The sequence below is a fragment of the Streptomyces sp. sk2.1 genome (genome assembly GCF_008120935.1).
In the GTDB taxonomy this organism is placed as follows: Bacteria; Actinomycetota; Actinomycetes; order Streptomycetales; family Streptomycetaceae; genus Streptomyces.
Genome location: NZ_RDBO01000071.1, coordinates 273,063 through 287,621 on the forward strand (window position 1 = coordinate 273,063; position 14,559 = coordinate 287,621).

At 72.3% G+C, this 14,559-nt stretch carries 12 protein-coding genes, 1 pseudogene and 1 riboswitch; of the genes and pseudogenes, 1 reads left to right on the forward strand and 12 read right to left on the reverse strand.

The genetic code is table 11. The annotated features are described in order from the left end of the window. Nucleotides 1-24: 24 nt before the first annotated feature. The 11 genes from EAO76_RS26020 to EAO76_RS26070 form a co-directional block, all read right to left on the reverse strand. Nucleotides 25-966, reverse strand: coding sequence for a Ppx/GppA phosphatase family protein (locus EAO76_RS26020; protein ID WP_148838325.1), 942 nt, complete (start codon nt 964-966; stop codon nt 25-27). Between the two features lie 191 nt (nt 967-1,157). After that, nucleotides 1,158-1,691 (reverse strand): DUF501 domain-containing protein, encoded by a 534-nt coding sequence (locus EAO76_RS26025; protein WP_148838326.1) that lies wholly within the window; start codon nt 1,689-1,691, stop codon nt 1,158-1,160. A gap of 59 nt (nt 1,692-1,750) precedes the next feature. Beyond that, complete coding sequence (locus EAO76_RS26030) at nt 1,751-2,230, reverse strand: septum formation initiator family protein (protein ID WP_148838327.1); 480 nt, start codon at nt 2,228-2,230, stop codon at nt 1,751-1,753. A 125-nt stretch (nt 2,231-2,355) separates the two neighbouring features. Continuing rightward, the gene (eno, locus tag EAO76_RS26035) at nt 2,356-3,642 is read right to left on the reverse strand and encodes a phosphopyruvate hydratase (protein WP_148838328.1); all 1,287 of its coding nucleotides are present in this window, start codon (nt 3,640-3,642) and stop codon (nt 2,356-2,358) included. 338 nt (nt 3,643-3,980) lie between these two features. Next, nucleotides 3,981-4,742, reverse strand: coding sequence for a transglycosylase family protein (locus EAO76_RS26040; RefSeq protein WP_148838329.1), 762 nt, complete (start codon nt 4,740-4,742; stop codon nt 3,981-3,983). 3 nt (nt 4,743-4,745) lie between these two features. Continuing rightward, a riboswitch (cyclic di-AMP (ydaO/yuaA leader) is annotated at nt 4,746-4,917 on the reverse strand. A gap of 311 nt (nt 4,918-5,228) precedes the next feature. Continuing rightward, nucleotides 5,229-6,215 (reverse strand): transglycosylase family protein, encoded by a 987-nt coding sequence (locus EAO76_RS26045; RefSeq protein WP_148838330.1) that lies wholly within the window; start codon nt 6,213-6,215, stop codon nt 5,229-5,231. A gap of 106 nt (nt 6,216-6,321) precedes the next feature. Next, a complete protein-coding gene (locus EAO76_RS26050; protein WP_148838331.1) occupies nt 6,322-7,794 on the reverse strand; it encodes a cytochrome P450 in 1,473 nt (490 codons plus the stop codon). A gap of 9 nt (nt 7,795-7,803) precedes the next feature. Next, nucleotides 7,804-8,766 carry a nucleoside triphosphate pyrophosphohydrolase gene (locus EAO76_RS26055; RefSeq protein ID WP_148838332.1) on the reverse strand — a complete coding sequence of 321 codons (963 nt, stop codon included), beginning with the start codon at nt 8,764-8,766 and terminating at the stop codon, nt 7,804-7,806. Between the two features lie 44 nt (nt 8,767-8,810). Next, nucleotides 8,811-9,461 (reverse strand): SurA N-terminal domain-containing protein, encoded by a 651-nt coding sequence (locus EAO76_RS26060; RefSeq protein ID WP_148838333.1) that lies wholly within the window; start codon nt 9,459-9,461, stop codon nt 8,811-8,813. A 157-nt stretch (nt 9,462-9,618) separates the two neighbouring features. Beyond that, the gene (locus EAO76_RS26065; RefSeq protein ID WP_148838334.1) at nt 9,619-10,020 is read right to left on the reverse strand and encodes a GtrA family protein; all 402 of its coding nucleotides are present in this window, start codon (nt 10,018-10,020) and stop codon (nt 9,619-9,621) included. Continuing rightward, nucleotides 10,017-10,982, reverse strand: coding sequence for a glycosyltransferase family 2 protein (locus EAO76_RS26070; protein ID WP_148838335.1), 966 nt, complete (start codon nt 10,980-10,982; stop codon nt 10,017-10,019). Before EAO76_RS26070 ends, EAO76_RS26065 begins: the two co-directional genes overlap by 4 nt. Before the next feature lie 123 nt (nt 10,983-11,105). Between EAO76_RS26070 and EAO76_RS26075 the strand changes: the two genes are divergently transcribed. Next, entirely contained in the window at nt 11,106-13,868 is a 2,763-nt protein-coding gene (locus EAO76_RS26075) for a YfhO family protein (protein WP_148838336.1), read from the forward strand. Nucleotides 13,869-13,901: 33 nt separating this feature from the next. Here the strand turns inward: EAO76_RS26075 and EAO76_RS26080 are convergent. Further along, nucleotides 13,902-14,559 (reverse strand): annotated as a pseudogene (locus tag EAO76_RS26080) (serine/threonine protein kinase); the annotation flags it as partial.

The window sequence follows — 14,559 nt, forward strand, 5'->3', positions numbered from 1 at the left end:
TCCGACCGACCGGCCCCGGCGCCCCTACGCGATCGACCAGCCGATGCCGTCGAGGATGTCGTGCTCGCTGACGACGACCTCCTGGGCCCCGGTCCGCTTCATCACGGCGAGCAGGATCAGCGCCCCGGCGGCGATCACGTCGACGCGCCCCGGATGCATCGCGCCGATCGCGGCCCGTTCGGCGTGGGTGGAGGCGAGGAGCCGGGAGGTGATCTCCTGCACCTGGTCGAAGGAGATCCGGGAGTGGTGGATCGCATCCGAGTCGTACGCGTCGAGCCCCTGGGCGATCGCGGCGACCGTGGTGACCGTCCCGGCGAGGCCGACGAGGGTGGCGGTCCCGGCGAGCGGGACGCTCTTCTCGGCGAGGTCGAGGGCGGCCTCGATGTCGGCCCGGATCGCGTCGATCCGGCCGGCGGACGGCGGGTCGGTCACGACGCCGTCCCGCACCAGGTGACGTTCGGTCATCCGGACGCAGCCGATGTCCACGGAGCGCGCGGCCCGGACGTGGTCGTCGCCGACGACGAACTCGGTGGAGCCGCCGCCGATGTCCACCACGAGGTACGGCTTCGCCAGGTGGTCGTGGTCCGCGAGCTCCCTGGTGGCGCCGGTGAAGGAGAACTCCGCCTCCTGGTCGCCGCTGATCACCTCGGGATCGACGCCCAGGATCTCCCGCACGCCGCGGACGAACTCGTCCCGGTTCTCCGCGTCGCGGGAGGCGGAGGTGGCCACGAAGCGGATCTTCCGCGCACCGTGCTCCTCGATCACCTCCGCGTACCGGCGGCAGGCGGCGAACGTCCGCTCCAGGGCCTCGGGGGCGAGCCGCCCGGTGCGGTCGACGCCCTGGCCGAGGCGGACGATCTCCATCCGGCGGTCGAGCTCGACGAGTTCACCGGTGGCCGGGTCGGCGTCGGCGACGAGCAGACGGATGGAGTTGGTACCGCAGTCGATGGCGGCCACGCGGGTCATGAAGTACTCCCAGATCGAGCCCCTCCGAGGAACGGGAACGGAGGAGCGAACCAAGCCCCTCCGGCGCCTGAGGAGCGGATCGAACCCCTACGGCGCTTGAGGAGCAGGGTCCGGGGCAGCGCCCCGAAACCGAGCCGCTCCGGCGCTTGAGGAGCGGGGTCCGGGGGCCGGGCCCCCGGGAAGAAGACCGGTCAGTCCTCGTCCGGCCCGCCGCACGGCGAGACGCACGGCCCCTTGCGCCACCACTCCGGCAGCATCGCGATCGCCTCGTCGCCCAGCGGGTTCACTCCCGGCCCCGCGGCCAGCGAGTGCCCGACCAGGACGTGCAGGCACTTCACGCGGTCCGGCATGCCGCCCGCGCTCGGGAAGCCCTCCAGCACCTCGATGGCGTCGCGCCGGGCGATGTAGTCCTCGTGGGCGGCCCGGTAGGCGGCGGCCAGCTCGGGGTCGGTGGCGAGGCGCTCGGTCATCTCCTTCATGACCCCGTTCGCCTCCAGCGTGCCGATCGCGGACGCGGCGCGCGGGCACGTCAGGTAGTACGTCGTCGGGAACGGCGTGCCGTCCTCCAGCCGGGGCTGCGTCTCGACCACGTCGGGGTTGCCGCACGGGCAGCGGTGCGCGATCGCGCGCAGGCCGCGCGGCGGCCGGCCCAGCTGCTGCTGGAACGCGGCGATGTCCGCCTCGGTGGGCGCGGTGGGCTCGGTCTGGGGAGGGGGCGTTTCCATGCCTGCCTAGGTTCTGATCGGGCTGCTCGAACTGCGGTTCTGCAGATGGGTGGAGAGGGTCAGTCGCGGTCGGCGCCGTCGGCGCTGTCGATGCCGTCCCAGAGGTTGGAGTGCCACGGCCCGCCGGACTCGCCCGCCCGGCCGTTGCGCTCCTCGACCGCGTCGGGGTCGATCACCGTGTAACCGGTCTCCCCGGGAAGAAGGTAGTGCAGATGCGTACGGGCCAGCTGCCTGATGTACGCGTCGTCCTGGAGGCGCGCCTTCTCGTCGCGCAGCTCCTCGGTACGGACCCGCGCCTCCTCCGCCAGTCGCTCCTGTTCGGCGATCTCGTCCCGCTGCGAGACATAGCTGCGCATCGGGTACGCGAGCGCGACCACCAGGGAGCAGACGACGAGGGCGAGGAACGCCGCCCGGCCGGTGAGCCGCGAGCGGCGGGCCTGGCGGCGGTTCTGGGACCGGTAGACGCGGGCGGCGGTCTGCTCGCCGAGCAGCCGCAGCCGGGTCGCGGTGGAGAACCGGTCCCGGTCCTTCGCGGCCATTTCTCCGCCTCCCCAATACGCACCCGATACGCACGTCCGTCCCCGCACACGGTACGGGACCGAGTGCGGGGACGGACGGACGCCATGGCCCCGTACTCACGACGGGGCGGCCGGCCGGGAACGGCCTAGTTCGCGGAACGGAACCGGGGGAACGCCGAGCGGCCCGCGTACACCGCGGCGTCGTCGAGGATCTCCTCGATGCGCAGCAGCTGGTTGTACTTGGCGACGCGCTCGGAACGGGCCGGGGCGCCGGTCTTGATCTGGCCGCAGTTGGTGGCGACGGCGAGGTCGGCGATGGTGACGTCCTCGGTCTCGCCGGAGCGGTGCGACATCATGCACTTGAAGCCGTTGCGCTGGGCCAGCTCCACGGCGTCCAGGGTCTCGGTCAGCGAACCGATCTGGTTGACCTTGACGAGCAGGGCGTTGGCGGTGCCCTCCTCGATGCCGCGGGCCAGGCGCTCCGGGTTGGTGACGAACAGGTCGTCGCCGACGAGCTGGACCTTGGAGCCGAGCTTGTCGGTGATGACCTTCCAGCCGGCCCAGTCGTCCTCGTACAGCGGGTCCTCGATGGAGACCAGCGGGTACGCGGAGACGAGCTCCTCGTAGTACTCGGTCATCTCGGCGGCCGAGCGGGACTTGCCCTCGAACTCGTACTTGCCGTCCTTGTAGAACTCGGACGCGGCGACGTCGAGCGCGAGCGCGATGTCCTTGCCCGGGACGTAGCCGGCTTCCTTGATGGCTTCCAGGATGAGGTCGAGGGCGGCGCGGTTCGAGTCCAGGTTCGGCGCGAAGCCGCCCTCGTCGCCGAGACCGGTCGACAGGCCCTTGGCCTTCAGGACCTTCTTCAGCGTGTGGTAGACCTCGGTGCCCCAGCGCAGGGCCTCGGAGAAGGACTCCGCGCCGATCGGAGCGATCATGAACTCCTGGATGTCCACGTTGGAGTCGGCGTGCGAGCCGCCGTTGAGGATGTTCATCATCGGAACGGGCAGCAGGTGCGCGTTCGGGCCGCCCAGGTAGCGGAACAGCGGCAGGTCCGAGGCCTCGGACGCGGCGTGGGCGACGGCCAGCGAGACGCCGAGGATGGCGTTGGCGCCGAGCGAGCCCTTGTTCTCCGTGGCGTCCAGGTCGAACATCGCCTGGTCGATCAGCCGCTGCTCGGTGGCGTCGTAGCCGACGAGCTCCGGGCCGATCTGCTCGATCACGGCGAGGACGGCCTTCTCGACGCCCTTGCCCTGGTAGCGGTTGGGGTCGCCGTCACGAAGCTCGATGGCCTCGAACGCACCGGTGGAGGCGCCGGACGGGACGGCAGCACGGCCGGTGCTGCCGTCGTCGAGGCCGACCTCGACCTCGACCGTGGGGTTTCCGCGGGAGTCGAGGATTTCCCGGGCTACGACGACGTCGATGGACGGCACGAGGCATCTCCTTCTGGGATATGACGCTGGTTGTGCAGGGTCGCTTTGGCCTTGCGACAAGAGCCTAACCGGCCCGGCCCGATCAGCCCGACGACCGCCCGTCCCCTGGGACGAAAAAGGACCCGAGGGCGGACAATGCGGGATGAAAGGCCAGATTTTTACCGGCCAGTAACTACAGGAGTTGAACAGTCCCTCCCCTTTACGGGGAGGGGGGCTCCGGCGGAAGGGACCCTCGAGGGAGGACCGGGAGCCGCCCGCGCGGCGGGAAGGCCGAAGCCCCGGCCCGCGCGTACGGAGAATCGCGCGGGCCGGGGCCGCCGGGGAGGAGAGGGTCCCGACTACTTCGTCAGGTGCAGCTGCTGACCCGGGTAGATCAGGTCGGCGTTCTCGACGATGTCCTTGTTCAGCTCGAACAGCTTCTGCCAGCCGCCCTCGACGTTCTGGTCGGCGGCGATCTTGCTCAGCGAGTCGCCGGAGACGACCTTGTACTCGCCGTCGCCCTTCTTGACCTTCTTGCCGGTCGGGGTGGTGACGGTCTTCTTCGCCTCGGCCCGCGGGGCGGCGGAGCGGGAGGCGGCGGGGGCCTCGGTGCGCTCCTGCTTCGGCTGGGCCTGGCGGGTCGGCTGCGACTGCTGCTTCGGGGCGGCCGGGGCGCTCTGCTGCTGGGTGGAGCCGGACTTCTCGGTGGAGCTGGAGGAGCCGGTGTCGACGCCCGGGTCGACGCCGTCGTTGGTCAGGCCGCCGGCACCGGCGCAGGCCCAGGCACCCGGGCCCTGCAGGTCGAGGAGTCGCTCGGCGGTGGCGATCTGCTGGGCCTTGGTGGCCAGGTCGGCGCGGGAGGCGTACTGCAGACCACCGGCGGCGGCCCAGCTGGACTGGGAGAACTGCAGGCCACCGTAGTAGCCGTTGCCGGTGTTGATCGACCAGTTGCCACCGGACTCGCACTGGGCGACGGCGTCCCAGGTGGCGACGGAGGCGGCGGAGGCGCTGGTCGCGCCCATCAGGGGGGCGGCGACGGCGGCACCGGTGACACCGGCGAGCGTGGCGATGCGGACGGCCTTGGACGGGCGGCGGTGCTTGCCCTTGCTGGAAAACAGCATGGAACTTCTCCTCACCGACGCCTACGAGGTGAGCTGTCGGGTTCGGGCCAAGTGAGTTGCCCGGTCGCACGTCCTAGCACGCGACTTCACCCCAAGCCGGTCCTGATGCGTCCTTCGACGATCGGGGCCGGCGCCTACCTGGGTCCCCCGCTCCTGCCTACGGCGCTTTACGCGTCTGTTCCCTCCGACCGACGGCAGGATTCGGCGTGACGGTCGACGGGGCCCGCGGTGCGAGCGGTTCCGACCGTAAACATACGCAACCCCCACATTCAAAGATGGACACATCGGACAATAAGCCCTTACTTGCATCTGAGGATCTGTTGTTTCCGCAGGTCGGACCCGATGCGAAGGGGTTCTCGGCGCGCGACACGCCAGTTGACGCAAAGAGACCCATGTCTCACTTACGCATAAGTGGACATAGGTCCCTGAACTGCCCCGGTTACGGGGTCTTTTTCAGCCGGTTGTCAGGCCGCTCTCACGCGGCTCTCACTCGGCCCGCACATCGAGGTCGAGCCGCTGGCCGGGAAGGATGAGATCCGGGTCGGAGCCGACCTCGTCCCTGTTCGCCTCGTACAGCGCGGTCCACCCACCAGGGACCTTCTGCGCATCGGCGATGGCCCAGAGGTTGTCGCCGGGGCGGACGGTGTACGGGTCACCGGCGGCCGGGGCGTCCGCGTCGCGCGCGCCGTCGCCGCCGCGGGAGGCGTGACGGCCCGACTCGCGGCCCTCGCCGGCACCGGCCCCGGGGCCGTTCTCGACCGCCGGGGCGCCGCGGTGCTTGCCGCCCTGACCGCTGGACGATTCAGGTGAACCGGACGGGACGGACTCCCCGGGCGTGTCGGACGGGGCCGTCGTGGAGCCCTTCGAGGGCGGGGCGGTGGGGGTTGTGGACGAGGGGTCCGGCGACGGCGTGACCGCCCCTGACGGCTCGTCGGCACCGTCCGTCCCGGACGAACCGTCCTCACCGTCCACGGCGCCCGCACCGTCCGACGGGTCGGCCTCGTCGGCCGGGGTCTTCGACGGCTTCCCGGTGGACTTCCCGTCCTGCTCCGGGTCGACGGAGGGCGCGGTCCCCGGGTCGACGCCGGGCAGCGTCCCGTCCGTCGCGAGGCCGGAGATGACCGCGCAGCTGGGCCACGCCTGCGGCCCCCGGTCCTCCAGGACCTTCTGGGCCACGGCGATCTGCTGCGCCCGGCTGGCGAGGTCGGCGCGCTCGGCGTACGACTCGCCGCCGTACGCCTTCCAGGTCTCCGGCGAGAGCTGGAGCCCGCCGTAGGAGCCGTTGCCGAAGTCGGCGCTCCATGTGCCGCCGCTCTCGCACTCGGCCACCCGGTCCCAGGTCGTGGCGTCGGCCGCGTGCGCACCGGACGCGCCGAGCAGCGGGATGGCGATGGCGGACCCGGTCACGCCCGCGGCGACGACGATGGCGGGTGCCTGACGGGGGCGACGGTGTTTGCCGTTCGCGGAGCCCATGGGGTTTGCCTTCCGTGTAGCTGACGTGTGACTGGTGGGTCGAACGGTGAACCTAGCTGGACTCGAACGGGAGTCACAAGTCGATGCAGCGCGGATCACGTAAAAGTCACAGAGTTGACAAGGTGTCACTTCCGGCCCGTCCGGACTCCGGCGTGAACTCCACGGGGAGGGTGCGCAATCCGCGCATGATGAGCCCTCCGCGCCACCGCAGATCGCCTGATTCCACCGCGAGCCGCAGGTCCGGGAGGCGTCTCAGCAGCGTGGCGAGCGCGGTCCGGCCCTCCAGCCGGGCGAGCGGCGCGCCCAGGCAGTAGTGGATGCCGTGCCCGTATCCGAGGTGCTGATTGTCACGCCGCGCGAGGTCCAGGGTGTCGGGGTCCGTGAAGCGTTCCGGGTCGCGGTCGGCGGCGGCGAGCACCACGAGCACGGGGTCCCCGGCCGCGATGTCCTGTCCGCCGAGCGTCAGCGGCTCGGTGGCGAACCGCCAGGTCGCCAGCTCGACCGGACCGTCGTACCGCAGCAGCTCCTCGATCCCGGTCTCCAGCAGCCCGCCCTCCTCCGTCTCGATGGAGCGCTGGAGCAGGGCGCGCTGCTCCGGGTCGCGCAGCAGGGAGTGGACGCCGTTTCCGATGAGGTTGACCGTCGTCTCGAACCCGGCGAAGAGCAGGATGAAGGCCATGGCCGCGGCCTCGTTCTCGGTGAGGTGCTCGCCGTGGTCGCTGGCCCGGATCAGCCCCGAGATCAGGTCCTCCCCCGGGTTCTCGCGCTTGCGGTGGATCAGCTCGGCGAGGTAGCCGCGCATCTTCTTCACCGACCTGGCCACCCCGCCGCGCGGGCCGCCGCCGTGGCGGATCATCATGCCCGCCCAGTCCCGGAAGTCGTCCTGGTCCTCGGGCGGCACTCCCAGCAGGTCGCAGATCGCGTAGATGGGGAGCGGGAAGGCGAAGTCGTGGATGAGGTCCGCCTTCCCCTCCTCGGCGAAGCGGTCGATGAGGCGGTCCGTCAGCTCCTGCACCCGCGGTGCGAACTCGGCGACCCGGCGCGGGGTGAACGCCTTGGAGACGAGGCGGCGCAGCCGGGTGTGGTCGGGCGGGTCGATGTTCAGCAGATGCGTCATCAGCTCCGCCTTGCGCTCCCCGGGGATGCCCGTCTTCCCCTTGGCGTGCGCCGGTTCGGCGTGGTGCGCGGGGTTCTTGGAGAGCCGGGTGTCGGCGAGCGCCTGCCGGGCGTCCGCGTACCGGGTGACGAGCCAGGCCTCGACGCCGCTGGGCAGCGCGGTCCGGTGCACGGGGCTGTGCTCGCGCAGCCAGGCGTAGGCCGGGTACGGGTCGGTGGCGAACTCCCAGGTGAAGAGCTCGGGCGCGGCGGCGGGACGGACACCGGACCGGCCGACGGGACAGCCACCGGCGGGCTGATCCGCGGGCTCGTCGGCGGACTCGTCGGTGGACGGGGCCGCGGGAAGGTCCGTGGGCTGCTCGGCGGGACGGTCCGTGGGCTGATCCGTGGGGCGGTCGGCGGGACGGTCCGTGGGCTGCTCGGCGGGCTGATCCGTGGGGCGGTCGGCGGGGCTGTGGTTCACGCCCCGACGTTATCCGTTGCCCTCCGCGGCCCTGATGGCGTCCCGGTAGGCGCGGCCCGCGGCCCGCAGCGCGGCCTCGGGATCGATGCCGTCCCGCTCGGCCCGTACGGCGAGGGCGAGGAGCTCGTAGCCGATGCCGTCGCCGGTGGGCGGGGTCACGTCGAGCCCGGCGGTACGGACCCGGCCGGCCAGTTTCGCCGCGAGCGCCAGCCCCGGCTGGCCGAGCGGCACCCCGTCGGTGACCGACGCGCGCTGCTTCTCGACGGCCTTGGTCCGCAGCCAGTGCGCGTGCACGTCCTCCGGGGTCTCGGCCGTCTCGTCGCCGAAGACGTGCGGGTGGCGGTGGATCAGCTTCTCGACGAGGGTCGCGGCCACGTCGTCCACGGAGAACGGCTCCTCCGCGTCCTCCTCGGCGATCCGTGCGTGGAAGACCACTTGGAGGAGGACGTCCCCCAGCTCCTCGCGCAGTTCGTCGCGGTCGCCGTCCTCGATCGCCTCCACCAGCTCGTACGCCTCCTCGATGGCGTACTTGGCGAGGCCCTCGTGGGTCTTGCGCGAGGTCCAGGGGCACTCGATCCGGATCCGGTCCATGATCTGGACCAGGTCGAGGAACCGGGCCCCCGGCAGGTCGTACGAACCGGGCAGCAGCTCCAGGTCCGGCATCCGCACCCGGCCCGAACCCGCGAGCCGGGCGAGCCCGTCGGTCAGCGGCCCGGAGCCCTCGCCGCCCGCGAGGACGACGACGCTCCGTCCGCCCGCGCAGGCGTCGACGAGCTCCTGCGCGGCGGGCTCGGCGTGCTCGACGACGACGCCCGCCTCGCGCAGGTACGGCAGCTGCGGATGCTCCCGCTCCGCGCAGAGCACCCGGTCCGCGGCGTGCAGCGCCTGCCAGGCGGGCCAGGACAGGAGCCCGGGCGCGACGCGGTGGCTGGCGGTGAGCAGGACGATACGGCCGGGATCTTCAGCGTTCACCGTTCGAATCTACTCCGACCGGACCGATCACCGGACCCCGGTCGTCAGACCCCGGCCGACACGCCTTCGGGCTTGGTGACCTGGCTGATCCACGGGGCCTTGTAGCCGGCGAGCTGGGTCTGCTTGTCGTTCCAGGTGCCGTAGCGCGGGTTGACGTCGACCCGCAGCGCCTTCGACGCCTTGGTGAGCGCCTCGCCGACGGCCTGCTGTCCGGCGGGCTGCTGGATGTCGACGCCGAGCGCGGCGGCCAGCTTCGTCAGCTGGACCTGCTCGCGGAAGACGGTGTCGATCTGGCCGGGGGCGACCCAGCTCTGCCGGAGCATCACCGTGCGCAGCCGGGCCTCTCCCCCGGACTGGGCCGCCGCTGCCTTGCGCAGCTGCTGGATCTCGTTGCGGTTGACGGTGACGCCGGCATCCTTCGCGGCCCGGTCCAGGACCTTGTCGAAGATGATGCCGTGCAGCTTGGCCCGGCTGAGCTGGCCGGACTTGTCGATGAGCTGGGAGGCGTCCTGCGCGCCGCGCTGGGCCTTGCGCACGGCCGCCACCTGGCCCTGCAGCGCGGACACCTCGATCCGGTCCCCGCCGACGACGGCGGCGGCGCCCGGGTGGGTCCCGCCGCCGCAGGCGGTCAGGAGTGGGGCGCCGGCGAGGAGGGCGGCGGAGACGGTGAGCGCGGTGCGGCGGCGGCGGTGCAAAGGAACCTCCCGGGGAGACTTTGTGCATCAGTGCACAAGACCTTGCGGTGATCGATGTTAGGCAGTGGAGGTGGCTGGGGCCACCGATTCGACCAACGATTCGCAAGGAGTTGGGGATGTGGGCCCGCGCGGCGCCGTCCGGGCCGGGCGGCGCGGTTCAGGGCACGCGCCGGGGCAGGGGCTTCCCGGTGTCCGGTCGCAGCATGATCGTGCGCGAGACGACGAAGGTGATCGGGATGGCCGCCACCGCCGCGACCAGCGGCGCGTACCGGTCGTCGAACCCGGCGAGGTCCACCAGCAGATAGACGCCGCCGGTCGTGATGACGAAGTTGGCGACGTTGGTGAGCGGGAAGAGCAGGAACTTCCGCCAGGTGGGGCGGGTCCGGTAGGTGAACCAGGAGTTCAGGAAGAAGGAGCCGGTCATGCTCAGCAGGAACGCCGCCACATGGGCGGCGATGTACGGCAGGCCGTTCAGCAGCAGGAGGTAGCAGCCGTAGTACGTGCCGGTGTTCACCACTCCCACGAGGGCGAACCGGGCCATCTGTGCCGGGACCGTCATCGGCGTACGAACTCCTGGGGTTCCCTCGTCCGTCGCGGCGCCGCCGTGGTGTTCGTGGTCTCGACCAGGAAGTGCGGGCGCCTCTTCACCTCGTAGTAGATGCGGCCGACGTACTCGCCGACCACTCCGAGCATCACCATCTGGACCCCGGCGAGCGCGGTGACCACGACGAGAAGCGTGACATACCCGGGCGTCTCCACCCCCTTCACCAGCGCGACACCGACGATCCACGTCGCGTAGGCGAGGGCCACGGACAGCAGCAGCATGCCCAGGTAGAGCGCCGCGCGCAGCGGCTTGTTGTTGAAGGAGAGCAGCCCGTCGAGCCCGTAGTTGAGCAGCTTCCCGAAGGTCCAGGCGGAGCGCCCCTGCTCCCGGACGGCGTTCTCGTAGCTGAAGGTCGTCGTGCGGAACCCCACCCAGGCGAAGAGGCCCTTGGAGAAGCGGTTGTACTCGGTGAGTTCCAGTACCGCGTCGACGGTGCGGCGGGACAGCAGCCGGAAGTCCCCGACGCCGTCGACCAGTTCCACGTCCACCAGGCGGTTGATCAGCCAGTAGTAGGCGCGGGCGGTGACGGTGCGGGTGACGCGGTCGCCCGTGCGGGTGCGGCGGGCGATCACCTGGTCGTGCCCCCGCTCGTGCTCGTCGAGCATCCGGCCCACCAGCTCGGGCGGGTGCTGGAGGTCGGCGTCCATGATGACGACGGCGTCGCCCTCGGCGTGCCGGAGACCGGCCAGCATGGCGGCCTCCTTGCCGAAGTTCCGGCTGAAGGAGACGTAGCGGACCCTCGGGTCGACCGCTGCCAGCTCCTGGAGGATCACCAGGGTCCGGTCCGCACTGCCGTCGTCGATGTACACCAGCTGGAACTCGTGCCCCAGCCGGTTCATCTCCTCCGTGACGCGCTCATGGAAGCGTTCGAGGATCTCCTCCTCGTTGAAGCAGGGCACCACCAGCGAGATCAGCACAGAAGTACACCAGCCGGTACATGTGTCGGAACCCGTCGCTCCGCATGACCGAAGGGCGTCCATTGCGTGAACTGCCTTGCTCCGTAACGGATTTGCTCGTCCGAAGCTGGCATATTCCCGCGTATGCCGACTTCCCGTCCCCGTCCGCGCGCGGGTCTCCTCCCCCTGCGCGCGGACCGTCCCGGCCTGTGCGCGAACCGTCCAGGACTGCTCGCGGACCGTCCCGGACTGCTCGCGGGGTGCCTTCGCCCGGGTGCGGGCCGTCCTCGTCCGCGCGCCGGCGCGCTCGCCGCGCTGCTCGCCGTCGTCGCCGTCTGCGCGGGCGACGCCCTGGCGCGCGTCTTCCCGTTCGGGCACCACACGCGGAGCGTCAACGACCTGGGCAACCAGTTCGTGCCGTTCCACGCCCGGCTGTGGGACCTGCTGCACGGCGACGCGGACGGCGGGGTGCTGCTCAACTGGTCGTCCGGGTACGGGACGAGCTTCCTGCCGGACCTCGGCACCTATCTGACCAGTCCGTTCGCCCTGCTCGTGGGGGTCTTCCCGCGCGACCGGATCGATCTCGCGGTCTATGTGGTGACGGTCCTGAAGACGGCGTCGGCCGCGGCGCTCATGGCCCTGCTGCTGCTGACGCTGCGCGGCGGGCGGTGGTGGGCGGCGGGGATGCTCGGCGGTTCGTACGCGCTGTGCGGCTGGTCCCTCGCCGAGGCGTCGTACAACCCGATGTGGCTGGACGGTCTGATCGCGCTGCCCGTCCTCTGTCTGGCCGCCGAGTGGGCGCGCACGGGGCGGCGGCCCGTCGCCGCGCCGCTGCTCGTCGCGGTGATGTGGGTGGCCAACTTCTACACCGCCTACATGGCGACGCTCGGTGCGGCGCTGGTACTGGCGGCGCGGCTGTTCACCGAGCGGGACGACCGGCGGACGGCGGTCCGGGCGCTGGGGCGCGCGGCCCGCACCGTCGGGCTGGGGATCGGGCTCTCGGCGCCCGTCCTGGTCCCCGTCTACCTGGGCACGAAGCACGCGTACCCCGGCTGGGACCGGCCGTTCGCGGCCGCCGGCTGGTCCGACGTGCTCGCCCGGCTGCTGCCCGCCACGTACACCTTCTTCACCCCGGCGCTCTTCATCGGCACCGGCACCCTGCTCCTGGCGTGCGCCCTGGCCTTCCAGCGGGCCGTGCCGGGGCGCGAGCGGTGGACGTGGGCGGGGCTGGTGGCGGGCGTCGCGCTGTCGTTGCAGTGGGAGCCCACGCACCTGCTGTGGCACGCCTTCGCCACGCCCAACGGCAGCCCGTACCGGCAGACGTTCGTGCTGGCCGGGCTGGTGGTGATCGCCGCCTGGGTCTCGGTCGCGCACGGCCTGCCCGACCGGCGGGCGCTGGCGGGCGGGTGCGCGGTACTGGCGCTGGTCGCGGCCGGGGCCGGTTTCAGCGCCCTGATCACGCAGTGGACGTATCCGCTGTTCGCGGTCGGCCTGGTGGCGTCGCTCGGGGCGCTGCTCCTGGTCGGGCGCGGCCGGCGGTGGACGGTGCTGGCCGCCGTGCTGCTGATCGGCGCGCAGGCCGGGCAGGCCGCCGCGACCACCGCGTTCGTCGACCGGGCGCGGCTGAACCGGCTGGACCACTACGCGCCCTGGGGCGAGCGGCAGCGGGCTCAGGCGGACGTGGTCGCGCGCGCCGACGACTGGCCGCGCACCCGCACGGACCCGGGCCGGGAGCAGACCACCACCAACGATCCGTTGCTGCTGGGCGGGCAGGGCGGCGCGTACTACAGCAGTCACACGCCCGCCGTGCTGACCGACACCATGCGGGCGCTCGGCGCGGGCTGGACGTCCAACGGCCGGGCCGTGCAGAGCCTCGACAACCCGGTCACGGACGCGATCTTCTCGGTCGGCGCGCGGGTGCACCGGCCGCGCGACCCGTACCAGGCGTGGAACGCGCCGGACGACCGGCCGGTGACGGTGGACCGTGCCCCGGTGCCGCCGCTGGTGACGGTGCGTCCGCCGGGGACGCCGGTGCCGTACGGCCGGTCGCCGTTCCGGAACCAGGAGAAGCTGCTCGGTTCGCGGGTCTACACGGTGCCGGAAACGGCACTGCTCGCGGCGGGGGGCGGCGCGGTGGCGGACCGGGGCGCTGACGACTACGGGGTGGGGCGCGGCACGTACACGCTGACCGCCACCTGTCCGGCGGGCACGGAGGCGTATCTGTGGGCGCCCGGCCTGTTCGGTTCGGCGCGGCTCGCCCCGGCGCGGTCCGGAGACGGCTCGGATCCGCCGGGCGACGGCCCGGTCCGGTCCGGCGACGGTTCGGAGGAGGTCTGGTTCAGGGGGAAGCCGCCGGCCAAGCGCGCCCCGGTGCAGCGCCTGGGCGTGGTGGGCGGGGACGGGGCGGTGCGGGTGGCACTGGTCTCCACGCGCGCGGGGACCGTGCCGCACGGGGCGGTCGGCTGCCTGGACCGGACCCGGCTGGCCGCCGCCGTAGCGGAGCTGCGGCGCACCGGCGCGAGCGCCGTGCGCGTCACCGCGGACGGCGTCCGGGCCGAACTGCCGGCCGGTTCCTCGGGAACGGTGGTGCTCGCCGCGCCCCGGATCGCGGGCTGGCGCTGCCAGGGCCGGCCCGCCGGCAGCCATCTGGGCCTGGTCGCCGTCCCGGTGCCCGCCGACGGCACCACCGTCAGCTGTACGTTCCGGCCTCCCGGCCTGCGGGCCGGCCTGGCGGCGGGGGCGGGTTCGCTCGCCGTGCTCATGGCCACCGGGGCGGTGCTCGCGTACCGGCGGCGGACGGGACCGGGGACGGATACGGGTACGGGGGCAGGCGCGGGTACGGGAGCGGAGGCGGAGGCCGGTACCGAGGTGCGCGCCGGGCGGCCGGAGGCCGTGCGCGCCTCCTGACGTCTGCGCGGGGGCGTCGCCGCCGCCCTCGGCTCAGCCGCCCCCGACCTCCACCTGACGGTCCAGTCGACGGCGGATCTCCACCGGCAGCGGGTGGTGGGGGCCGTAGACCCGCTCGGTGTCGTACAGCAGCGCCTGGAGCTGGGAGCGCGCCGTCGTGTGGTCGCCGACCGCGAGCAGCAGATGGCCGATGCGGTTGCGGATCTCGAAGGCGCGGGCCGGGTCGCCGCCCGTGGCGTACTGGTTCTCGTAGTACGGGAGGACCGCGCGGTACTCCGCGAGCGCGGCGGCCGGTTCGCCGAGCTGTTCCAGGCACTGGGCGGCGTCGTGGCGGAACTGGAGCGTCTGCGCGTCGGCCGGGCCCGCCTCGGCCGCGCGGTCGTCGGCGAGGCGGCGCAGCTCGGGCAGGGCGCGGCGGTACTGCCCGTCGTCCATCAGCGTGGCCGCGTACTGCTTGCGCAGGATGCGGACCACGGCGGAGTCCTCGCCGTGCTGTTCGGCCGCGACCGGGAGGATCGAGCCGAGGATGTCCACGGCCTGGGTGATGCGGCCCTCGCCGAGCAGCTTCTTGACGTCGTCGACGGCTGCGGCCACATCGGTCCGGCCGCCCGCCCCGGCGACCGAGACGGACCACTGCCAGGGGTACGGGTCGTGCTCGGCGAGGTGGTCGGCGAGGTCCGCGCCCTCGACG